Origin of the sequence: Paenibacillus sp. JSM ZJ436, from assembly GCF_044383795.1 — a bacterium.
Lineage (GTDB): Bacteria > Bacillota > Bacilli > Paenibacillales > Paenibacillaceae > Paenibacillus_AQ > Paenibacillus_AQ algicola.
Genome location: NZ_JBISEO010000004.1, coordinates 72,540 through 95,666, shown reverse-complemented (window position 1 = coordinate 95,666; position 23,127 = coordinate 72,540). Strand labels below are relative to the sequence as shown.

24 protein-coding genes and 1 pseudogene are annotated in these 23,127 nt (G+C 43.6%); 19 read left to right on the top strand and 6 right to left on the bottom strand.

Annotated features, from left to right (window positions below; all coding sequences use genetic code 11):
• Positions 1-61 precede the first annotated feature (61 nt).
• From ACH6EH_RS06580 to ACH6EH_RS06495, 18 genes and pseudogenes are all read left to right on the top strand, one after another.
• Positions 62-670: a hypothetical protein gene (locus ACH6EH_RS06580; protein WP_397331630.1), complete on the top strand. Its 609-nt coding sequence runs from the start codon at positions 62-64 to the stop codon at positions 668-670.
• 83 nt (positions 671-753) lie between these two features.
• The gene (locus tag ACH6EH_RS06575) at positions 754-1,623 is read left to right on the top strand and encodes a hypothetical protein (protein ID WP_397331629.1); all 870 of its coding nucleotides are present in this window, start codon (positions 754-756) and stop codon (positions 1,621-1,623) included.
• A gap of 100 nt (positions 1,624-1,723) precedes the next feature.
• Positions 1,724-2,611 carry an HNH endonuclease gene (locus ACH6EH_RS06570; RefSeq protein ID WP_397331628.1) on the top strand — a complete coding sequence of 296 codons (888 nt, stop codon included), beginning with the start codon at positions 1,724-1,726 and terminating at the stop codon, positions 2,609-2,611.
• A gap of 53 nt (positions 2,612-2,664) precedes the next feature.
• A complete protein-coding gene (locus ACH6EH_RS06565; protein WP_397331627.1) occupies positions 2,665-3,792 on the top strand; it encodes a hypothetical protein in 1,128 nt (375 codons plus the stop codon).
• A gap of 9 nt (positions 3,793-3,801) precedes the next feature.
• On the top strand, positions 3,802-4,083 hold the full coding sequence (locus ACH6EH_RS06560; RefSeq protein ID WP_397331626.1) for a hypothetical protein: 282 nt from the start codon (positions 3,802-3,804) through the stop codon (positions 4,081-4,083).
• Positions 4,084-4,095: 12 nt separating this feature from the next.
• Complete coding sequence (locus tag ACH6EH_RS06555) at positions 4,096-5,265, top strand: hypothetical protein (protein ID WP_397331625.1); 1,170 nt, start codon at positions 4,096-4,098, stop codon at positions 5,263-5,265.
• A gap of 31 nt (positions 5,266-5,296) precedes the next feature.
• Complete coding sequence (locus ACH6EH_RS06550) at positions 5,297-7,234, top strand: polysaccharide deacetylase family protein (RefSeq protein WP_397331623.1); 1,938 nt, start codon at positions 5,297-5,299, stop codon at positions 7,232-7,234.
• Positions 7,235-7,272: 38 nt separating this feature from the next.
• A complete protein-coding gene (locus tag ACH6EH_RS06545; protein WP_397331622.1) occupies positions 7,273-7,548 on the top strand; it encodes a phage distal tail protein in 276 nt (91 codons plus the stop codon).
• 28 nt (positions 7,549-7,576) lie between these two features.
• Complete coding sequence (locus ACH6EH_RS06540; protein WP_397331620.1) at positions 7,577-8,968, top strand: pyocin knob domain-containing protein; 1,392 nt, start codon at positions 7,577-7,579, stop codon at positions 8,966-8,968.
• Between the two features lie 14 nt (positions 8,969-8,982).
• Entirely contained in the window at positions 8,983-9,276 is a 294-nt protein-coding gene (locus tag ACH6EH_RS06535) for a hypothetical protein (RefSeq protein ID WP_397331619.1), read from the top strand.
• Entirely contained in the window at positions 9,276-9,434 is a 159-nt protein-coding gene (locus ACH6EH_RS06530; protein ID WP_397331618.1) for a hypothetical protein, read from the top strand. Before ACH6EH_RS06535 ends, ACH6EH_RS06530 begins: the two co-directional genes overlap by 1 nt.
• A 166-nt stretch (positions 9,435-9,600) precedes the next feature.
• A complete protein-coding gene (locus tag ACH6EH_RS06525) occupies positions 9,601-10,047 on the top strand; it encodes a phage holin family protein (protein ID WP_397331617.1) in 447 nt (148 codons plus the stop codon).
• A 65-nt stretch (positions 10,048-10,112) separates the two neighbouring features.
• Positions 10,113-11,477, top strand: a complete 1,365-nt coding sequence (locus tag ACH6EH_RS06520) for a zinc-ribbon domain-containing protein (protein ID WP_397331902.1) — start codon at positions 10,113-10,115, stop codon at positions 11,475-11,477.
• Positions 11,478-11,615: 138 nt separating this feature from the next.
• Positions 11,616-12,569 (top strand): peptidoglycan recognition protein family protein, encoded by a 954-nt coding sequence (locus ACH6EH_RS06515; RefSeq protein WP_397331616.1) that lies wholly within the window; start codon positions 11,616-11,618, stop codon positions 12,567-12,569.
• Positions 12,570-12,581: 12 nt separating this feature from the next.
• Positions 12,582-12,977, top strand: coding sequence for a hypothetical protein (locus ACH6EH_RS06510; protein WP_397331615.1), 396 nt, complete (start codon positions 12,582-12,584; stop codon positions 12,975-12,977).
• A 178-nt stretch (positions 12,978-13,155) separates the two neighbouring features.
• On the top strand, positions 13,156-13,401 hold the full coding sequence (locus tag ACH6EH_RS06505) for a DUF5659 domain-containing protein (protein WP_397331614.1): 246 nt from the start codon (positions 13,156-13,158) through the stop codon (positions 13,399-13,401).
• A gap of 29 nt (positions 13,402-13,430) precedes the next feature.
• The gene (locus ACH6EH_RS06500; protein WP_397331613.1) at positions 13,431-14,216 is read left to right on the top strand and encodes an endonuclease NucS domain-containing protein; all 786 of its coding nucleotides are present in this window, start codon (positions 13,431-13,433) and stop codon (positions 14,214-14,216) included.
• A 163-nt stretch (positions 14,217-14,379) separates the two neighbouring features.
• Positions 14,380-15,915 (top strand): annotated as a pseudogene (locus ACH6EH_RS06495) (YifB family Mg chelatase-like AAA ATPase); the annotation flags it as partial.
• A gap of 72 nt (positions 15,916-15,987) precedes the next feature.
• Here the strand turns inward: ACH6EH_RS06495 and ACH6EH_RS06490 are convergent.
• The 6 genes from ACH6EH_RS06490 to ACH6EH_RS06465 form a co-directional block, all read right to left on the bottom strand.
• On the bottom strand, positions 15,988-16,746 hold the full coding sequence (locus ACH6EH_RS06490) for a phytanoyl-CoA dioxygenase family protein (protein ID WP_397331612.1): 759 nt from the start codon (positions 16,744-16,746) through the stop codon (positions 15,988-15,990).
• A gap of 63 nt (positions 16,747-16,809) precedes the next feature.
• A complete protein-coding gene (locus tag ACH6EH_RS06485; RefSeq protein ID WP_397331611.1) occupies positions 16,810-18,153 on the bottom strand; it encodes an ANL family adenylate-forming protein in 1,344 nt (447 codons plus the stop codon).
• Positions 18,143-19,567, bottom strand: coding sequence for an acyl carrier protein (locus ACH6EH_RS06480; protein ID WP_397331610.1), 1,425 nt, complete (start codon positions 19,565-19,567; stop codon positions 18,143-18,145). The genes ACH6EH_RS06485 and ACH6EH_RS06480 overlap by 11 nt, the downstream gene beginning before the upstream one ends.
• Positions 19,542-20,945 (bottom strand): alpha/beta hydrolase, encoded by a 1,404-nt coding sequence (locus tag ACH6EH_RS06475; protein WP_397331609.1) that lies wholly within the window; start codon positions 20,943-20,945, stop codon positions 19,542-19,544. The genes ACH6EH_RS06480 and ACH6EH_RS06475 overlap by 26 nt, the downstream gene beginning before the upstream one ends.
• A 442-nt stretch (positions 20,946-21,387) precedes the next feature.
• Positions 21,388-21,780: a YraN family protein gene (locus ACH6EH_RS06470; RefSeq protein ID WP_397331608.1), complete on the bottom strand. Its 393-nt coding sequence runs from the start codon at positions 21,778-21,780 to the stop codon at positions 21,388-21,390.
• On the bottom strand, positions 21,770-22,078 hold the full coding sequence (locus tag ACH6EH_RS06465; protein ID WP_138226145.1) for an EscU/YscU/HrcU family type III secretion system export apparatus switch protein: 309 nt from the start codon (positions 22,076-22,078) through the stop codon (positions 21,770-21,772). Before ACH6EH_RS06465 ends, ACH6EH_RS06470 begins: the two co-directional genes overlap by 11 nt.
• Before the next feature lie 458 nt (positions 22,079-22,536).
• On the opposite strand from ACH6EH_RS06465, the gene ACH6EH_RS06460 reads away from it, so the two are divergent.
• Positions 22,537-23,127: hypothetical protein (locus tag ACH6EH_RS06460; protein ID WP_397331901.1), on the top strand; the 591-nt coding region annotated here is incomplete at its 3' end.

Below are 23,127 nucleotides of genomic sequence, written 5' to 3'. Positions count from 1 at the left end.
CAAGATTTTGTTTTATTATTGAGTTAGAGATAATAACAAATCTTGGCAGGAGGAATTGATTTTGCGAAAATACATTTTGTGGCTTTTTGTTGTAATGACTTTAACTGCCTGCGGTGTTAACGAGCAAACAGCAGACCAAAGCAGTTCTATAAATCAGGAAAACGCTAACGATTCAACTGAAGAAGTGACTGAAAATAAATCCTCTGAAATTAAAAGCGATCTGTGGTCTCAAGTCGATTCTGCATATCAAGATAAAGAATACAGAAAGGCTTATCGGATTTTGTTCAGACAAAAAGATTTTCGTGAAAACGAAGAGTATCAAAGTGTGTACAATTATTTATCGGCTCTTGAGTATTTCGATAGTGGTAACATCAATGCAGGACGGGACTATCTAAAAGAAATTCCAAATGATTTCAAAGGTAATTACGACTCTGAAATCATGAGGGAAAAACAGAAGTACTTCAGTGAAGTGGTTTTGCAAAACCATAAATATCCTACAGACAAACCAGTGATCGGTTTGACTGCAACAGAAGTATTGACATCAACTTGGGGTAAGCCGCAAAAGAAAAATACTACAACTACAAAAAACGGAAAAAGAGAACAGTGGGTATATGGTTCGGGTAGATACATTTATTTAGAAGATGGGATTGTCACAGCAATACAAGAATAATATTACACTCAAGGGATTGCCAAGTGGCAGTCCTTTTTATTTTGTCTCCCCTCCCCTACTATTTCTAACATTGAGGTGATTAAATGGCAATCATGGGATATGACTTTTATGGCACTCACTTCTTTAAGAGTCCTGGTGGTGTGATGAAAGACATCTTTTATGGGGAATTAAAAAACGGAATCTATGATGAATTAGAGGTTCGTGCATCTGCAAGTGATGATGTGCCAACCGATAGCGCTAAAAGTGATGGCTGGAATATTGATACTCGTGCAATCTTTAAATTTCTAGGCGATTTAGAAGGCGGCAATATCAATAACAGTGGTCTAAAGATTGTATCATTCATGATTAAGCGTAGAAATGCGAATGAATTAGAATCCCATACACTTGCTACTGTACCTTTTCAAAATAACGTGAAAATTGAATACATTGACTATACACAGCCTAATACGGACTTGATATACAGTATTGTTCCATTGGCTGAGAATAAGCTTGACGGAAAAAGTGTAGATATTGCTTGCAAAAGTGATTTTGTAGGTTATTTCGTAGTCGATAAAGACACCAATGAGGTGCTGGCATTCGACAAGGCTATAGGATCAATTGACGATGTTGAAACTCAACTCAATCAAGGCAGAACAGTTATCGAAACGTTGAGCAAATATCCATCTGTTTATTATTCAGATAAGAGTTACGAAACCTTCTCTCTCTCAACGGTTATCATTCCTGATGAGTCAAGTCGTTCAGGAATTGAATATCAGAAAATCTTAAACAAGTTCATTCACAGCCACAAACCATTTTTAATTAAATCTGATAATGGACGAGTATTCGTGGGAGATATCTCGAACCCAAGAACGCGAGCCCCAATGAACACATGGGACGGCTACGACTATCTTCAATTAACTATTGATGTGACTGAGATAGGAGATTATCGCTCGTATATGAATGGTACGATTTAATTCAACAGTAATTGCATCAAAATAGGTTTGGAGTGACGATACAATTAAAAAAATAGGCATAAATGATATTAAAGATGAATATACCAATAGACAATGTGTTTTGCTAGAGACTGTATATAAAAACGCTAAAACAAAAATGAAATACATATGCCTCAAACATCCGAATAAAATAAAGGAAAGAACTTGGGATGTGTTCAAAAGGTGTAAATATGGATGTGATGAATGTGAGGGAGAATTGATTTCAAAAAGACTTACTTATAGTTATGAATTCGTATATCATGAGTTCGAACGTAGAAACTACAAACTGCTTGATACTCATTATATAAATAGTTGCAGTTCTATGAGTTTTATTTGTAGCCAACATCCAGATGACATTCAATCAATTACCTTTACTAAAATGATGCAGGGGGCTATGTGTAAAAAGTGTGCCAGAGAGGCAACGCTCAAATCGACAAGATATACAAAGGAATTTGTTTTCGAAGAATTTAAAAAAAAAGATTTAATAGTTATTGATGATGCATACGTAAACAGCAAGACTCCTATTCATTTTTACTGTTTGCATCATCCAGATATCATACAATCCTCTCCTTATAATTACATCTCTCGCGGGAGTGGTTGCCGATTCTGCGGAATTGAAAGAAGAAGCGGAATTAACAGTCCAAACTATAATCCTAATTTAACGGAAGAAGATAGAACAAAAAAAAGAATATATAAGGAATATGCTTATTGGAGAAATTACGTATTTGAAAGAGATAACTATACTTGTCAAAAATGTGGTCAATATGGTGGAGAATTAAATGCCCATCATAAAAACGGATACGATAAATTTATTGATCAGAGACTCGATTTAGCTAATGGCGCCACTCTATGTTTTACTTGCCATAAGGAATTTCATATTATTTATGGTAGAGGTGGTAATACAGAAGAACAATATATTGCTTTTATAAGTAAACATAATAAATCCGACTACATCAAGGGAGTGATCTAATGATTCCCTGTTCACAAGATTTCCTAAATGCAATGAGAGCACCTGTAAAGCAAATGTTTCTCAAGTTTGAGTTTTATGATTCCAAGATGAATTACATTAACGAATTCACTAAACAGATTACAGAAAGCGACTTAGGAAGCATCTCGGTTGACTATTCTCGCCCGATCCGCCGCAATTTTACGTTCTCTCTGATGAACAAGAATAATGAGTTCACATGGGGAGAAAATTCAGCCTTAATCTGGATCGATAAACGTGTCAAAGTCTTTACTGGACTTAAACTAAAAAATGGAACAATCGAATATGTACCGCAAGGGGTTTACATACTGACTGAGCCATCGGATTCGCACACAATAGATAGTAAAAATACTGTTCTTACAGGCCAAGATAAAATGTACCTACTTACCGATAAACGCGGAAGATTCAAGTTTCAAACGACTATTGAAGTTGGTGCTAACATTGCCACTACAATTAAAATGCTTGCAGGTAAAGTTGGTGAGACACAATTTAACTTTGATACGGTGACGGAAACTGTACCTTACACACTTACATATGAACCCAATGATAGTATCTATGATGCTGTCCAAGAGTTGGCTCAACTCGCCAGATGCGAAATTTTCTATGATGTATTCGGCTTCTTGCGACTCAAGAAAATTGATTTAAATGACTTCGACTCACAACCTGTCACATGGGTTTATCGCTATGGAGATCCTAATGAAAAGTTTTACGCTGGTAATGTGAGAAAAATGGATGAAACTAATCTCGCCAATAGAATTTATGTCCTCGGCGGCTCATCACAGACAGCCACAAGTAGTTATGAATTGGTTGTCACAGAAACAAACCCTCTATGGGCAAACAGTCCATATACTATCGAGAAAATTGGCGACATTATATATGGACATAACGATTTTAAGCCCGACCCGATAATTTCAAATGTCGAAGATGCGAAGTTCCGTGCCAAATTCGAGTTAATGAAAAGACTTGGCTATTCTGAAAGATTGACTTTAAACATTGCACCCAATTTTCTACATGATGTTTATGATGTAATTCAAATAGAAGACGAAACGAATAATGTCACAGGGAAATACATGCTTGAAAGTTTTACCCTACCTCTTAAACCAGAGTTAATGACTTGTGAGTGTTTGAAGTATCGTAAATTACTTTCTAACTGGGACTTCATATAGGAGGTTTAAATGCAAAATTCAAACTCACTAGAACAAACTTATAAAATTATCGCAGAAGTAGTGCGAACAGAGATTAGAAATATGGGATTACTTAATGGGGACTGGCATCTAGGTAAAGTTGAATCAGTCATCAGCACTAGCAGACTAAATGTGTTTGTGGATGGCGCAACCGTATCTCAGCCTATTCCCTGCAATCCAGATGTAACATTTGCTCCTGGAAACGAAGTGATTGTCGTATTTCTCAATGGAAACACACGCGATAAGTTTGTAATCTGTAGACGCGCAATTTAAGGATGTGAATGAATGTTACAGAAGCCATTTAATATATCGATCAGAGGTCAAACCCTAGATGGGAACGATCCTATTCTTGTCTCATGGCAAGTATCCGGTGATTTAAGTGTTGCTTATCAAGTTAGAGTGTATCGTAACTCTGACAATGCTTTAACCTACAACAGCAATAAGATAACATCGTTTGCTCAGAATCACACAATTCCTGCCATCTCTATTCCAAACGGATTAGAATACAAAATCGAAATTAGTATATGGAATCAACAAGGCTTAACCATCTCATCTGACCGTGAAATATTTCAAACAACAAGTAAGCCATCTGTTTCGATGGGTACAATTGGTACAATTGGTTCACCTTCTTATATATTCACAGCAACTTATTCTCAAGCTGAAAGTGTGCCCATTCGTTCGTGGTTGATGATTCTGTATGATGCAAATAAGAATAAAATCTATCAATCCCCGATTAGCATTGAACCATCCATCAGTCTCCTAATTGAGAATCTGCAGAGTGGTCAAATCTATTACATTGAGACACAAGTCACGAGTGCTAAAGGATTGGTTAACTCCACAGGGCTTGTTCAAATCAGCGTCCAATATCAGCAACCAGATATTCAGGTGAATTTAAAAGCTGAAAATGTGGACAATGGTGGGATGAAAATCTCATGGAATACAATTCAGATCATTGGTAAGACTACCTCCCCTCCTATCTTTCTTGAAGATGGATGGATTGATTTAACCAATGACACGTTTAGTTTTTCCGAGGGATTCAGTCTTAGCGATGATTTCACAATTAAGATATGGATGAAAGATATAAAAAGTGATGTAGATTTGTTTACACTAAAAGGAACCAATGGAACACTGTCTCTACAGTATTGGGATAGAGACAAGAGCTTCCATGTTTTTAGAGATGTTTATGGATATCGCTCACACAACATCAGTCCGATAGTGATAGGATCTGATTTATTTGTATGCATTCAGCAAGTATTCAGCGATATAAATGTGACAGCAATAACATTAAAAGAGTTCCCTGTAAAATCATTGGCAGGATTGTTTATAACTCAAAGTCCTGAATCTTTAAACATTAACAATCAAGAGGGAAAAAGAGTTAAGCCTGTTATTACATTGAATAATAATGGAAACACAACTATAGACTCATTCAGAATTATTAATCAGTATTTGAAATAGTTTATCGTAGACAATGGAGGATGATTTATATATGCAAGAAATGTACCCAGCGTCAGTCAATAGCGTAGCAACCGAACTCGCTACGGATATTAACGCAACACAAACGACAATTACGCTAGTCAATGCGTCTGTCATACCGGATGCACCGAATCTGCTTACGATTGGCGGCGGCAACAATGCGGAGACGATCCGTTACGGCGGTAAATCCGGTAATCAACTTACGGATGTGACGCGTGGATTCCAGGGGACGGCGCAAAGTTGGAACGCTGGAACGGCGGCTGCTCGTTATTTTACAGCGTATGATGCCGATGCCGCACGCGAGAATATTGCGAGTGTTAGCGCGGAGGCATCATACGCTGTAAAACGAGCAGTTGAAACGGTCAGCCATAATGTAGACAAGAGCGTAATCGTATCCTTTGTTGATGATGATGGACATCCAAACGTCTACACATCCTTAAGACCAATCTTTCAAAACGCGGATTCCCCTCTCACATGCGCCATTATTACCGGAAATTACACAGGCGAACTAGATTGGAGTCACATGTCGCTGGAGCAGTTGCAAGAATTAAAAAAAATAGGATGGGAGATATGTAACCACACTGTTACACATCCATACCTAGCCAACGTGCCGAGGGATCAGCTAGAGTATGAAATCAAGTCATCCTCTGAGTTTCTTAATGCACACGGATTTGATGGGGATATTTTGATTTACCCTTATGGATCTCAAAATGAACTGGTGCGAAGAATCACGAGAAAATACAGTATTCTAGGTGTTGGGGGTTATAACGAATATAATAAAATGCCAATCGAAACCTACGTACTTTCTCGTTTTGGTAATATCGCTCCGATTAACCCAGAAGATTTTAATTTTGATCTAGAAGAATGCAAGAGAATAGTTGACAACGCCCCAAATGAAACATGGATTATTTTTTATACTCATGCAAAAAACAGAAAATGGACAGAGACTGAAAATCAGCAGAAATTGTCTGATTTGATTGCATATATCAAGTCTAAAAACTACGAAATTGTGACATTGCGAGATGGCTTGAGTCGGAAAGGGAATATCGTAGACAGTGGGGATAAACTGACTACGGGTAAATACTTTAAGATAGGTAGGGACGGTACATTTGAAGAGGGGTATAGCTGGTTCGATGATACGATTACTTCTACTTCTCCCCCAAGCGCGTATCCGAAAGGAGAAAGCACTCTAGCGTTAACTTATGCAGAAGCAACTGAAAAAGGGTTCCCAAATGAAGCAGGACAATTAAAAACTTATCGTGTAAAAAAATCTAATTTTAGTAACGATGAGATATATACCTACCAAGAATGGTACTCAAATTACAACAACACAGTTCTCAGAAGACGTTGGGACGACTCCAATAAAGTTTGGTTTCCTTTTGCAAAAGTTCAATACGAAAATGTAATCAGTTCCGTAAATCCGTATTTAGCGAGTGACGGTATAACAAAGTTCCCGCCGCATAGCATAACAACATTTCGATTTGACAGCAACAACACCACAGGCTTTCCTTTCAGTGCTGGAACAGTAACTACTTATCGTTTGGACAGTAATGGTTATAGCCGTCAAGAAGTAAACCAACATAACGGATTCGAGCAAGCTGTACGGATACCGCTAACATCCAGTTCTTGGAGTGAGTGGTTTATGGAAAATCCGTCAACAACCAAAATAATTTCCATGTCCAACACTAACTGGCGGTTAGTGAGTCCGAAAAAGGTAATTGAATGTGTGGACTTCACTCGTTTTTTGATGCTACAAGGGCAAAGTGTTGCATTGATTAAAAACGTTTGGCTGAAGAGTGAAATATCAACGAACATTAATGCTCCGACTATAGTCGGAAACTTTACAAATGGAAACTTGACATGTTATCAGGACGCGAGTGGGTTACTTTACATCAAGTTTGATACGACAGGCAACAATTATAAGGCGTACGTAAACGTTATGATTGTATGACCCGAGCACTAAACCGCAAGTAAAACGGAGGTGAGACGTTGCCACACGTATACAATTTAACGCCGTTTAACCGGTCTTCCACGAATGGTGAAAGGGAAACTATTACCAAAGAATTTGTATTCAATGGTCAATTTACTCCTGGCGATATCATAGTAATTGATTGTGAAAACAAAATAGTTTCACACAATGGTATAAATGTCTCTCATTTATTTGTGGGAGACTTTTTTAATTTAAATTATGGAGAAAATACTATCACTTGGTCAGATGAACTAATGAGTAGAAATATAAATATGGAGATATCTTATCGAGTTTAAATTAGATACAACCAGTAGAGGTGATTTAATGGCAAGTTTATCCAATTTTCCAAATCAAGTGGATACGTTTTTAATAAAGTCGGAGATTCAAGCATCAGACATCCCTGCTATCCAACGTTTTCAAGAATTAAAAATTAAACCCAATCGAACTTCCTTTGAAGAAAGTGAATTAGCAAATCTAACAAATCAGTTGCGCTCCAAACTTATGTCAGCAGATGAATGGAACAAGTTTCAAGATGCACTCGTCAACATGCAATTATTTATCAAAGAGAATGTAGATGATTACATCACAGAACGTCAACAAGCCATTGAAACAGGTAAAGATAATGCATTGATTGCAATCAACCAAAAAATGAGTAACATTATTGTCTACCTAGATGGTACTACTGCAGGACAGTTGCGTAATGACATTGGTGTCATGGGTGATCTGGCAACAACAAATAAGACTTCGTTGGTGCAAGCAGTCAATGAGGTTAACGCAAAAGTTAACAATATCTCAATTCCTGACGCATCCACTAGCGTTAAAGGTATCGTGCAGTTATCTACCTCTACGACTAGCACCAGCACAACTACTGCAGCTACACCAAGCGCAGTGAAGGCAGCATATGACTTGGCATCTGGAAGAGAAACGACTACAGGCGCACAAACAAAAGCAACCACAGCAGAAACGAATGCTAAAGCATATACGGATGCTAAAGCGTGGCAAAAAGTACCTGTCACTAGCGACTTGGGTTATGCAATTGATATCTCAACTCAAAACTTGAATACGGCTCGTAAGACTGGATGGTATATGGGTAGCAATGTGACTAATGCGCCAACCACTGGATGGTGGTACTTCGAAATTGTTAGGCATAACGATTCTTGGGAAGTTCAAAAGGCATATGATTTCAACGTTGCTGGTTCTTATAGACAACGAACCAAACAAAATGGCGTTTGGACGGCATGGTCAGAAGACCTTTTTCAATCTGTCGTTAATGGGAAGAATGCGGTTGCTGCCGCTATTAACGGCAAGAATGGAAATGCGTCAGGCAGCGACACATTCGATCAGTTGGCGAGTAAGATATCACAAATAAGTACAGCCGCAAAGATGGCATCGGGGTCATTCACTAAGCCAGCGTCTAATAATTGTAATTTCACCATCGACAACCTTAACTTTACACCTTCGTCATTAGTATTGGTTATCCGCGCGGAAACTAATTTCTATAATTATCAATTTAGGTTTGTTAACTATCTTAATTCAAGTGGTACCTCTTGGAGGTCTATGAGTTTTGTAGGTGACAACACTCTGACTCAATATTATTCACAAGGTTTCGAAGTGCGCTCGAACGGCTTTACATCAACGGGATACTGGGCGAGCGAACACGCCTATTTAAAGACGGGCAACATCAATACCAACATTGAATGGATCGCTATTGGATAAAGGAGGATTGCATAATGCAAATAGGAAATAGAATCATTTTTGATCAGGACGGAGAAATCATCTTTCAATCAGGAGAAATGCAAGGTGATGTATTGCCTCGGAAGGAGGTTTCACATCTTGACTATGTAGACTTGGATTATGGCGCTGTGAATTTCCAGACGCACAGAATCTCAGGAATTGACGTAGCCACAAAACAACCGATTTTAGAGCAGTTAGAAGTACAACTATCGCCAGAACAGCAACGTATCAAAGAGTTGGAAGATCAACTATTACTAATGGCTGATGCCGAATCAGGAGGAATTTTATAATGGTAAACCCAGTAGTTGTACGAATTGCAGCAGAGCGTATCACAAATGGTGGTCTTAATCCAAAAACGGGGAAAACTTATGTGTTGGACGACATCACAAACCCGGATTACAGACAGGCTGTTGAAGATTATATCCTTGAAAATACCGAAGGAGTATAAGTTGATAAAAGAGGTATTTTATCACGAAAATAGGCTCAAAAAACCCTTATATATCAACGTTTTTTGAACGTCAAAATTAGAAAAATCATAAAAAATTGAAAAATGTGTAGTATTGGACTCTTCATTCGCTGAGGAGTCCTTTTATTATGCCAGTGGAGGAAAAACAGTGTATGACAAAGTTTTAAATACCATAATCGCAACATTTGGATTATTTGCTACATACGCATTCGGAGGATGGAGTGAAGCCCTCTCTCTACTCGCAATCTTGGTTGTACTTGACTGGTTTACTGGTGTGAGCGCATCTCTGCGTGAAGGAGTTTACAGTCCACTAGATGAGACAAAGGGATTGAATTCAAGTAAAGGGTTTATCGGTATATTCAAAAAAGTTCTAATGTTTACCGTGATTGCCGTTCTTTATAGAATCGACTCTCTTCTTGGACTCAATGGAAACTTGAGTTTGGCAGTAGGCGCGACCTACTTTTATATTTCGAACGAGCTAATCAGCCTAGCGGAAAACTATGGCAGACTTGGCCTCCCAATGCCAGAGCAATTTAAGAGAGCGATTAGTGTATTAAAAACAAAGAGTGAAGATAGTGAACCAGATAGAAAATAGCATCGTTCGACTTAGACATTCGCATGAAGAGTATAATCTATTTTTGGAGTTGATCCTATTTGTCAGTGTTAGAAGAGTATGCTGAAACTGTCTGGCATAGCTCAAGTAAAAGCCATTATTTAGAAAAGGGATATGTTTTCACTAAATTTGGTGACAAATTTTTAGTTCCAATTGAAGATCTAAGCCCTAGTTCTTCGGCTGAATTAACTAAAGTTTGCGATGATTGTGGAAGTATGATCTCCAAAAAGCAAAAATTTGGAGCCATTATGATACAAAGAAAAAGAACAGACGGAAGAGATAGGTGCGGCAGTTGCGGCGCAACTTGGAGACACAAAACATATAAACCGAATCAAGGAAAATCTTTCAGCGATGTCCATCCAGAAATAGCCTCTCTTTATCATCCCACATTAAATAAAAGACACATTGATTATGTAAGCAAGAGTAGTGGGAAAATTTACTACTGGATTTGCCTCAAAAATCCTAACCATATATACCAGATGAGTGCTTGTGAAAGAGCAAGAGGTAAAAGTCAACCGTTGGAGTTCTGCCCTGTTTGTTATGACAAAAAAGGAAATATGAACCCCAATTGGAAAGGCGGCATAACTACTTTATCATCACACCTCAGGAATTTGATAAATCAATGGAAAGAAGATTCTGTAGACGCATGTGATTCCAAGTGTCTTTTGACAGGTGAAGACTATGACGACATACATCATCTATATGGATTTAATCTTATTGTCAAAGAAAGCTTATGCGAATTAGATTTAAGTTTAAAGGATAATGTCAGCGAATATACATCGGAAGAGATAATTCAACTAAATACAAAATTTATGGAAATACACTCAAGATATCCTTTAGGTGTTTGTCTGAGATCGGATATTCATTCGCTGTTTCACCGTGAGTATGGTAATAGAGATAATACTCCTGAACAATTCGAGGAATTCTCGATGAAATATAGAGATGGGATTTATAAAGAACAAATCCTTGCGAATGAATACACCCCTAAAATAAAACCCCCTCCCAAAAAAAGGAATTTAAAATTAAACATCAAACAAGCTGGCGAAATAAAATACTTGCTTTTACACTCAATCTTAACTTTAGAGGAGATAGGTGATATTTACGGCGTATGCTTCCAGTCAATCAGCGACATTAAAATAGGATTAAATTGGAAAGAAGCATATCCCATTATTCCCCCGAACGATATTATTAATAAAGCTAAAAATATACAAGCAAACAAATACATGAACCCAGAATTATTTCTAGAAATCAGATCTTTACTGGAACAGGGAAAAACCAATGCCGAAATAGCCAAATTACTTAATGTCAAAAGTAAAAAAATAAGCGATGTTCGTCTGAATAAAATTAGCAAAAGGTATGAAAAAATGTTAACTCTATATCTCGCTGCCGAAGGCAAGTCTGATCAAAAATAAAAGGATGTTATTTTCTCAAACACCCCCATTAAGAGCATTTATGAAAACATCATCCCAACCAGAGTATAGCATACATAGTTGTCTGTTGTATATAGTTATTTAATTATCATTAGTTATCAAAATGAGAGGTGATTGAAAGTGTCGTATGAAGTAATTACTCAATATCTCACACCGAACAAATATTCAAGACCGGGATACAAACTTCGCAAGGTTAGAGGCTTAATTATTCATTGGGTAGCTAATCCTAATACATCTGCTAAAGGTAATAGAGATTTCTTTGAATCACGCAAAGGTGGATTAAAAAGTTACGGCTCTGCACACGAACTGATTGATTTGGATGGCGATGTAGTCGTTGCCCTTCCTCCTGACGAACTAGCCTATCAAGCAGGTTCCAGTCAACCATACAAACCTGGCACAAAGCAGATTTACACTCCTGTTGCTTGGGAAAAGTTGAACTCCACTGGTAAACCACACCTTAAGCCGTATCCAAACGACTGTACCTATGGCATTGAATGCTGTCATATTGATTGGAACGGTAAGATGACAGGCGATACATATAATTCGCTCGTTGAGAGATGTGTTCATTGGTGCAAATACTTTAATCTCGATCCATTAACAGATATTTATACCCATCAAGAAGTTGTAGGATGGAAGGATTGCCACAGATGGTTTGTCAACAATCCTGTTGAGTGGAAGAAATTTAAGCAACTTGTCTCTGACAAAATGAATAATAAAGTAAAGGTGGAGGATGAACCCATGACTGCAGAAGAAAAAGCACAGTTTAAGGCTCTCGTTGATAAGGTTGGAGAGTTGGAACATAGCAAAGATGTATTGAAAGCATCGCTTACTGAGCAACGTCAAACGATTGTCAATCAACAAACAGAAATTGATGCACTCAAGAACAAGTTGAGTATGGCTAAAGTACCATCTTATGCGTTGCCAACAATTGAGAAATTGAAAAACATGAAAGACAAAAATGGTAATCCCGTGATGAATACTCCTGAAGGTCGTAGCGCAGATTTATACGCTACTGTGACTATGTTTGATCGTATGGGTGTAATCGACTTTATCAAAAATCAAAATAAACAATAAGGAGAATAACTAATGACTGAAATTTATATTATTCTTAGTGTGCTTGCAGTTGTAATTGCAGGTTTATTTGTCGTTCCATTTTTGAAGAAGAAAAATGTAATCAATGAACATGTGTTTGAAAATATGGATGAAGCGTTGAAAATTGCTCGATTGGTGTTGGACGTTATTCCTTCAGATAAAATTGACAAGAAGAAAACTACGGCTGTATTTGATATCGCTGATCAAGTCATTGACCATGTGAATGCATTGTACTATGCAGATAGCAAAGTCGATAAAATGGCTGTGTCGATGTTGGTCATGGATAGTGTATTGAAGCAAATGGATGTAAAGCCAAGTGAATCAGAGTTGAAGTTGATGAAGATCATTATTAACCAAGGCATCGAATATGCAGATAAGTTAAACAAGTAGTACGTATTTGTGGGAGGACATTCATTTGTCTTCCCTTTTTTATTTTAGGGTGCTGATACCAACTCGATTTTCTTCACTACGTTGCAGAAAACCGACCTGCCGCACCACCCTCTTGCCTACGGCAATTCACCCTCACGGCTCGTTAAGACGAATTAATTTAAAAGGATGATGCTTGATTATGAAGACTTATGTGACCAAAGATTTTTATCTTTCCGTACTCCTTATGAGTAATGGATTTGAATTAGTCGGTTCCGAAAAAAAGAAAAATGGTGTCCATTTTCACATTCAATACGATAATAGCGAACTTCTTAGAGAGTTAATTGACCAGTTCATTAACATGGAAGCTGTAATCAATATGAGCCTTATGGTAAAAAATACTGCTCAACTTAGAAGAGAATTAGACAAATATAAAAATAATTCCTAGTCACTATGAATTAACAGGAGATGATGAAGATGATAGAAGTTGAGAATTTTAAATACCAACAAAATGTAGTATGTGATTTCGATAGTTTGACCTATAAGGAAAGGTGTTTGTTTGTTGCATTTGGGGAAAGTGCGACTACAGACTCCTACATAGTTTCAGTTATAGTAGAGAGCAAAAAGTACATCCCAACTTATTATGAGTTAGAGTGTAGGTTTGGAATGACAATAGAAGAAATAAGAGAAACAATTTCATTGCTCGTTCAAAAGGGACTCATCATTTTTAGTGAGATTCAAATAGTAAATGAATGCGTACTACGTCCTGTAATATCAGTTAACCCACTTTACTTTTTTAACGGGCACAACCCAAATAAAGACTTATGTGATAAATTTGGTATCTGCGAATACACCACTCCATACATTGAAAGTACGAAAAACAGAATCGTTAACAAGATAACTAATGGAACACAATTACTTGAAAAGGATATTGAAAAATACTTGGCAAGCAATTTACATATTGTTGAACATGGTTTGAAATTAATTAAAAGGCAGTACAAAGTTTCAAAAGGATTTATAGATATATTGGCACTAGATGAGAACAATGTGAAATGCATAATAGAAATTAAGAAAGTCGATCATGACAAATCGTTAGTTTTTCAAAGTGTATATTATCCAACTGAATTCAATGAAAAGGTAAGGATGATTACTATAACTCCAGGTTACACATCGAGAATAAAACAATCTCTAAAGAGTTTAAATTATGTAGAAATGAAGCAATACAATTTCGAGAATGGTAAATTAAATATAATCGATGTCTAACTCATTGACGAAATTCTTAGATCAAGTGGTGTGGAATAGATATATAAGCATTAATAACACTTCTTCTACCTGTTCCACACCGCTCCCCCCAACCGCATAAATTTAAGCCCCTCTTAGGATTAATTTCCTTTGAGGGGCTTTTTTTATACTGACTATGTAATCCCAAACTAACATTATCGGATTGCCGGACTCCTCGATTCGAGAATCCGTCGAACGGGTAAGGGCTGCGATCAAGAACTGCGGCTTCACCTATCCTTTGCAGCGGATTACTGTCAATCTTGCTCCGGCTGATTTACGGAAAGAGGGCTCCGCCTTTGACTTGGCGGTAGCTCTCGGGATTCTGACCACGAGCGAACAGCTGGCGCTCCCGGCAGCAGAGAAGCTGCTCATCATCGGAGAGCTCGCACTTGACGGTAGTCTTCGCCCGGTAAAGGGAGCGCTGTCCATCGCAGAAGCAGCGAGAACCAAAGGCTTTCAAGGCATTCTGCTGCCGCAGGCCAACGCGCAGGAAGCGTCTCTGATTCAGGGCATACCTATTTATAGCCTGGAGCATCTCAGTCAGCTGCTGGAGACCTGTTCCAGCTCAAGTGAGAACATAGCGAAGACGGAGGCGGCTACGTCGTCACGCAAGGGACGGCCTCCTGTTGTGGAGCTTGGAAGGCTTATCTTTGACTCTTCTTCTGCCTCTGGGACGGTCCCTTCATCTGCAGAATCTGCGTTTGCAGAAGACTACAGTGATGTCTACGGTCAACTGCATGTCAAGCGAGCGATGACCATTGCTGCTGCAGGCATGCATAATCTCATTCTTATTGGTCCGCCCGGGACCGGAAAGACGATGCTGATCAAGCGGCTGCCGACTATTTTACCGGAGCTTGGCGAAGAGGAAGCGCTGGAGGTGACCAAAATTTTCAGTGCCGCCGGCAAGCTGAAGCAGGATGATGCGCTGCTCCGCAAGCGCCCTTTTCGCTCTCCTCATCATACAATCTCTCCCGGCGGCCTCATTGGTGGAGGAGGAATACCGAAGCCTGGCGAGGTTAGCCTGGCTCACCGCGGCGTACTGTTTCTGGATGAGTTGCCGGAATTTTCGCGCAGTGTCCTGGAAGTGCTTCGCCAGCCGCTGGAGGATTATGAGGTGACGATCAGCCGCTCCAGAGCCGTCTTTACGTACCCTGCCCGGTTTATGCTGGCCGCCTCGATGAATCCGTGTCCGTGCGGCTACTTCGGAGCTGAGCCGACAGGCCTTCATCGGTGTACCTGCAGTCTTCCTAGAGTTTCAGCCTACCGTGCCAAAATATCCGGACCGCTGCTGGACCGCATCGATCTCCAAGTGGACGTGCCGAGACCTAAGGAGCGCCCAAGTGAAAGCCAAGCCTTATCCTCTGCGGAAATGAAGCAGCTTGTCCTGTCCGCCCGGGATATTCAGCTGAGCAGATACCGCCACACCCGCTTTTCATGGAACAGTGAGCTGCAGGGCAGCGCACTGCGTACCTTCGCTAAGCTGGAGCGAGAGGCTTCCGATCTGCTGGATACCACACTGGAAGCGCTGGGCCTGAGCATGAGAGCCTATGATCGTATCCTCAAAATTTCAAGAACGATTGCCGATTTAGACCATTCTGACATCATTCGCTTTACACATGTGGCAGAGGCTGTACAGTATCGCCAGCTGGATCTGTCACCCATCAGCCAGGAGGAGGTCTAAAGCCTATAAAAGCGCCGGCGGCGTCACAATGACGGCTGGCCGGCGCTAATTATATAGGGCGCTATATCGGGTTTAGAAAATCTGTGAATTATGGCCGAGCAATCGTCTGCGGCGGGGATTGGCGCGCGCAATGACATCTTCCGGCGCTTTATAAAACACATTGTTGTCGTGACTCAAATGGGGGACGATAAATTTTTTGCGATATATCACCTGCTGAACATACCTGGGCGAATGGCTCATGTGGGGAGCACCGCGATGCCATACCTGGCTGTTAAACACCAGGCAGTCTCCTGCTTTAGCCAGAATGGATACCGGTCCCTGACCGTTATAGCTCTCAATATGCTCGGTAAATCCCAAATCCTTGCCGGCCCGGTGAGAACCCGGTACAACCTGGGTCGGTCCAAGCTCCTCGGTCACATCCTCCAAATAATAGAGGGCATTCATGAGATATACGGGTAATTGAATCCGTGCATCCAGCTCCACACCTTCAGGGAGCGGGAAAAATAACGCTTCGTCCACATGCCACTTGCTCACCGCATTATGATGCTGGGTTCTCATCCCGTTCATGCTGCTAAGCTGGCAGTCTTGACCCAGCACCTCTTCAATAAATTCACTGATGACAGGATGATCTACAAGCTCCTCAAACACTTCCCCGTGCTCAAACATCGGGCCCTGCAGCATAACACGTTCATCCTTGCCCTCAAAAGCAGCCATAATCCCCTGCTTGATCTGGGCGGTTTCTTCAGCATTTAATACCCCTTCAAACAAAACATATCCGTCTCTGTGAAGCTGCTCCAGCTCTTTTGTAAATCGATCCGCTGCAATTTTCATCTTTTCATGATCCACCTTTCTAAATTGGCATTGATTTGTTGTATTTGTTAAATGGATTAAGGATTATAGGTTACGGAGCTTCTTCATCCGGCTTCCGGTCAGTGAATGCTCGGCGATCACAATTTTTTGCGGTATTTTGTAAGCAGGAAGCCGATCTCTGCAATGCTCCCATACCCGCTGGCGCAGCTCGGCAAGCTTCATCTCTTCCCGGAGCGAGAGCGTGGCCTTGATCAGCTGTCCCGTAATTCCACTGGCCTCTCCGCTGACTACGGCTGCTTCTACAAAGGGAAGCTGCTGAAGCACATCCTCCACCTCCGCCGGGTACACCTTTTCGCCCCCGACATTGATCATTTCTGAACGCCGGCCCAGAATCCGGATGAAGCCCTCTTCCTCCAAAGCCTCATCCCCCGTCTTCAACCAGCCGTCTGTCGTAAAGGGATCCGGTGCATTTAAATATCCCATCATGGCCCAGGGCGTTTTGACTTCCAATAATCCATCCACAATCCGGTACTCCACCTGCTCGCTTTGTATGGAAAAAGCTAACCCATTTGAGCCGGCAGAGCGAGTCGGCAGTACTCCCAGCTCAGACATGCCATAGGCCTGATTCGTCTTGACCCCGGGAAAGGCCTGATGCCAGGCTTTTAGTGTTGAGGGCGGCATCACCTCGGATCCGTAGGATACCACCTCTAGACTTGACAGATCATACGCCTCGTACGTTTTACTCATGAGAAGAAGATTCATGAAGGTGGGAGAGACCGGCAGCGCCTGAATGCGGTGCTGTTCAATGGTTCGGCACACCTCTGACGGAGAGCGGTCCTTCAAAATATACAAGGTGCCGCCGCTGCTTAGCGTTCGGAGCATCGTATTTATCCCGCCGATATGATCCAGAAGCATGAAGGGAATCGTCTTGAGTGCTCTTCCCTCCCGCTTATACTTGGATAACAGAGCTGATGTCCGGTGCACTGCAGCTTTGCTCGCGCCGGAAGAGCCGGATGAAAAAATAATCAAGCCCCCGCTTTCTTCTCTTTGCAGCTGAAGGAGCAGCGGATGGGTCACCGTGAATTCCGGAGCCTCCAGGGCAAGAAGCCCTTCCCGCCCGGCGCTGCAGCGAAATGCAGCCTGTGTTAGAACCGCATATTCGAACCGCTTGGCTTCCGGGAGCTGGGCATCCATTACCGCAGTAATGCAGTTCATCTTCCAGAGTGCAAGGAGAGCGGCGACAGCCTCGGGGGAATATGGCTCTTCCAGCGTTACTATGGAGCCTGCCATCCCCTTCATTTGAACCTGCTGGCCGATGAAATGTATGTTCTGAAGCAGCCAGCCATACGTGTATATTTCATCATTGCATACTAAAGCCGGTCGTTCCTTCCAGCGGGCGAACCGCTGCAGCAGCTCCTCACACTCCATGATGGCTTTCCTCCCTCTGCAAAGACAGCTGCCGGCTGACATAGCCTGCCAAGGAGGCCACGGATTGAAATGGATTCTCATTCTGCGAAGCAGCGGCCAGCTCTGATAACGACAGACTGACCTCAAATTCTTCTTCAATACTTTGCTCCACAGCCACTAGCAAGGAAACCAGGCCTAAGGAATCCAGCTTGCCATCCCGGCCATAGAGCGGCGTTTGAAGCCCGCACTCTACGGGGATGCCTGTATTCTGATAGCGGTTCATTTCTGCACAGCTGTCCAGAATAATTCGGGTTAACGCCGGCTTGTCCAAATCTTTCGCCTCTGGATCCGTACTCCATTGCTGAAAATGACCTCGGTGCTTCAAAACACTTCCCATTTCCTCAAACCAGCGCAGCTCATCCTCCGCCAGCTGCTGGATGGTCTGCCGCGCGGGCTGCAGCCATCCGGGACGGCGCAGACTGTGCTTGAGCTGCAGCAGCTTGTGTGCCTGCTCCCAGCTGGAAAGCAGATGTTCATACCGTGAGGTCAGTTCTGTAAAAGGCGATCCCGCAATAGAAGCAGTCTCCAGCATTAAATCGCGAAAAAAATACCGGCTCCATCTCATATCAAAGGTAAATGCCGCTGCAAGCCTCAATGCACCCTCATCATTCTCGCTTAAGCTGTGCAGCTGATTCAGCAGCTCGCGGGTGACACGCTGGCCAAAGAAATACGTGCGACCCGCCTGATGAACCTCACGGCCGGCCATAAATTCCTGCACAGTGGTTGCAGCGGTTTGCAGTAAAATGTCCAGATATCTTTCGGTATGCAGCCCTTCATCCGCTTCAATATCCAGGGTGGAATAGGTGTAGAGCTCTTCTTTCTTTTTGGCAGCTGCAAGCTCAGGGATGCATTTGTTGCCTCTCCAGAACGCCTGAAAGTTCTCCATAGAAATACTGCCCTGATATTTTGCCGGGACAGGATCATATACGAGCAGCTCGTCTTCTTTGATTCCGTAAACAGCCAGCCAATGATCGACCAGATACAGCCGGGACTGCGGCTGGACCAGCTTTTCAATGTAATTGGGATTCATATAGTCGTCGCAGTAAGGCAGATAATAGCTGCTGCCAGTCGCCAGAAACAGCTCCCCGCGGTCGATACAGCGCTTAATCTCGCCAAGGCCCTCTTGAAAACCGGGCAGCTCTCTGCGCGATTTCATCCTCCATACCGGCTCACCATAATTCAGCTTGTGATGATAGGTTTTAACCAGACCCTCACTAGAGCAGGAGGGCAGGCCGTACAGCCGCGAATTTGCCAGCAGACTGAGGCTGCTGTGACATCCCTGTCGCTGCAGTACCTCATGAATCAGTGGAAAATGGCAAGGATAGTAATAAGGGATCTCCATGACCGGATTAAAAGATGGTATTTGACGGTTCATGCTCTGCCCCCTTTTCGTTGGATGCTCTATTCATGGAGCTGTCCCATCCCGAAATTATATAATGCAGCTTCAGATCCTGATCCGCGCGCAGTCTTCGATTGGTCATGACTTGTCCCTGCTTCCCCGTTTCAAAGCGACGGAAGCCTCGTGTAAACCGAAAATGGAAGCCTGCATTCCGTGGAACCTTGAAGCTCCCCTCATATCGGCCTTCACCGGTATAATCCAGCTTCATTCCCATCCCGCCGTAAATGCTCGCCGCAGGCTGCGCTTCAACAGGCGCCTGGGCGCTGATATGGATGGTGACAAAGCTTGGAAGCTGAGGGATGACGGTGATCATTTTTGTGGCGGTCAGTCCCCGGGTACTCAGCGTGATCTCAGCCGTCCCCGGTATCTGTGGCTTCAGTTCACCATAAGGTCCGACCTGCAGCACTTGGGGATCTGATGAGGTATATTGCCCGTCCAGGACGCTGACGGCAAAGCCGCTGTCGTAACGAAGCACGCCGTTCATCACTGAGCCTGTCCCGTCCAAACCGATCTGGTCCCGACCATGCAGCAGTAGACTTGACGGATTACCTATTCTGCCGAACATGTAAAGGAGTGGAATATGCACCCGATCTCCCCAATCTTTCTCCTGATGGGCGGCTTCCGGCTCTTCCAGATAAGCAATATCCTCCATATACCGGCTGCCATGCTCCATACAACGGGTCACGATGCTGCGCACCTGAGAGGGAAGAAACAGACCCTCTGCATCCCCGATATCCATCCACATGGAGACGTCCGGCTTGCTGTCTTTTTCGAGAACCAGTACTTCCTCCTCAAGAAATGGTTCTGGATCCGTATGCAGGGTCGGTTTGACAAAATACGGGGACATCATGATCAGCTTGCCGAACACGTCCGGACGCCGCATGCCGATATGATAAGTCGATAGCCCTCCCGCCGAAGCTCCTATTAACCCTGTGTTAGATGAATCCCTCAATGTTCGATAATGGCTGTCAATATAAGGCTTGAGATCGTTAATAATAAAATCCTCATATTGGAGTCCGGAGCACCCTATATGCCCTGCTTCACTCTCCGGCGCTTTATAGTGATAGAACTCGTTATGCGTGAGCGGGCGCAGGTGAGCAATACCAACAATAATCAAGCCGTCTATTTGCCCTTCCTTCATGAGCCGATCTGCCGCCGCATGAATATACCATGCCTCGGTGCCAGGTGAAGCGGGCTCGAACGCTCGCTGACCAGCATGCATATACAGCACCGGATAACGTCTGCTTAAATCATAATGATAGCCTGGCGGCAAATAGACAAAAATACGCCTTTCATTGTTCAAAAGCTTCGCCTTAAAGCCGTCCAGCCTCTCAATGACTGATGATGTCGTCAATGGTCACTCTCCTTTTCACGTTGAATTCGTTCTTCTGACGGTTGCCTTCTGCGAGTTCTACACAAGATATTCTCCGCTTAACCAAGAGAAATCTCCATTAGTTCAAACGTTTGCGCAAAAACGGAAGCCGTGTCTGTGATGTTTGAGGTCCGGCGCCTCCTTTCATGTCAGGCTACTTACTGGCTACTTACTCTTAGCAAGCGAATTCGGCTCACGTCCTTGGATTCCCTCCTCCCTGGAGCTTGAGAAAGAGAAATCAAAACAACCCCGCCTCTATGAAAGAGACGGGGTTGTACCAGGCACCTGATGTGCTATGGTAAACATGGCCCTCAGATTGTTGCTTGCTTATGATCTATTCTAAATGCTGGAAAAGGTTTTTGTAAACCATTTTTATATTAAGGATGAAAAAAATATCTATCATACATGTGACGACATACTGGAATTAAAAAGCATCCTGGATATGCTCGAGCGACTCTGTGCTCAAATCAGGCAGAAGCGATACTGCAATAACATCAAAGCGTATCTGTGACGGATTGACGCCTTTATAGTGCAGGTAATAGCCGGCAATGGCGCGAACCTGCTGCATTTTTCGGACATTGACAGATTCTGCTGGGGTGCCGAAGATCCCTTTGCTGCTGCGGCTTCGAACCTCCACAAACACCAGGGTATCTCCTTTCGGGGAGGATACGATCAGATCCAGTTCCCCATAACGGCAACGCCAGTTTCGCTCGCGGATTGTATAGCCGAGTGTGTGTAAATACCATGCTGCGGCCTGCTCTGCGGCTGCTCCTTTTTGCTGCCTGGTGGCTTTGACAGGCTCTCCATTAGGATTCATGGATTCGCCCCTCCCTGGCTTTAGTCTCCGCCCGGTACACATAGGTCAGCACCTCGGCAACCAACTGGTACAGCTCTGGAGGAATCTGCTGATCCAGATCCAGCTTGGATAGCACCTCAACCAAGGCTGCGTCCTCCTGCACCGGGACACCATGCTCTCTGGCCCGTTCCAGAATTGTATCAGCCAGCTTTCCCTGTCCTTTGGCGGTGACGACTGGCGCTTCACTGTCACCCGGACTGTATTTTAAAGCTACGGCTTTCTTGAGCGATGCAGGAGCTTCTGAGGAGAGGTCCTTCATATTTTCAGATCCACTCCTTTATAGGTATCCGGTGTATATTCTTCTGCAACACGGCTATGAGATTTGTCTGAAGCCGGAGTAATTTCCGGAAATGAAGTCGTTTTCATGCTCAGCAGCTGATATCCGATGTCTTCAACCGACTGCGCCAGTTCCTGACGCCCGGATTGGAACAGTTCCTCCGCCCAAGACTCATTATTTTTCATCTGGATGCTCACGATATTGTCTACGACCTGCACGTCAATCACAGTATGTCCCAGTGTGTTCATGTTCAGATCAAACCATAGCCGGCAGTTATGATGGTCCAGCTCGCCCTTGCGGCCCCGCCTCGACTGCACATGGACGGCTGCAGTCTGCTCACCGTCCGGGCCATGAAGAGGAATGAACATCGTGATCTGGGCAAAAGGCGCCGTGCGATCTGTATTTAGCAATAGCTGCTGGCCGGTCAAATGCTGCAATAACTGCTGTGCTGCCTCCTTGAATGCCGGCGGCAAATCCGCTGCCGAGAGCTGCAGCAGCAGCCCCTTTACCGTCTCCTGGATTTCGCTTCCAGGCTGTGCGCCGGCTCCGGTGAGGACGGGAGGCATGAGCGGCGGGCCGGGTGCAGCGCCCGCGGTGGCGCTTGGCGCGGCGCCCGCGGCGGCGCTTGGCGCGGCGCTCGCTGCGGCGCTTGGCGCGGCGCTCGCTGCAGCGCTTGGCGCGGCGCTCGCTGCAGCGCTTGGCGCGGCGCCACCTGCGGCGCTTGGCGCGGCGCCACCTGCGGCGCTTGGCGCGGCGCCACCTGCAGCGCTTGGCGCGGCGCCACCTGCGGCGCTTGGCGCGGCGCCTCCTGCGGCGCTTGGCGCGGCGCTCGCTGCGGCGCTTGGCGCGGCGCCACCTGCGGCGCTTGGCGCGGCGCCTCCTGCGGCGCTTGGCGCGGCGCCTCCTGCGGCGCTTGGCGCGGCGCCACCTGCAGCGCTTGGCGCGGCGCCACCTGCGGCGCTTGGCGCGGCGCCTCCTGCGGCGCTTGGCGCGGCGCTCGCTGCGGCGCTTGGCGCGGCGCCACCTGCGGC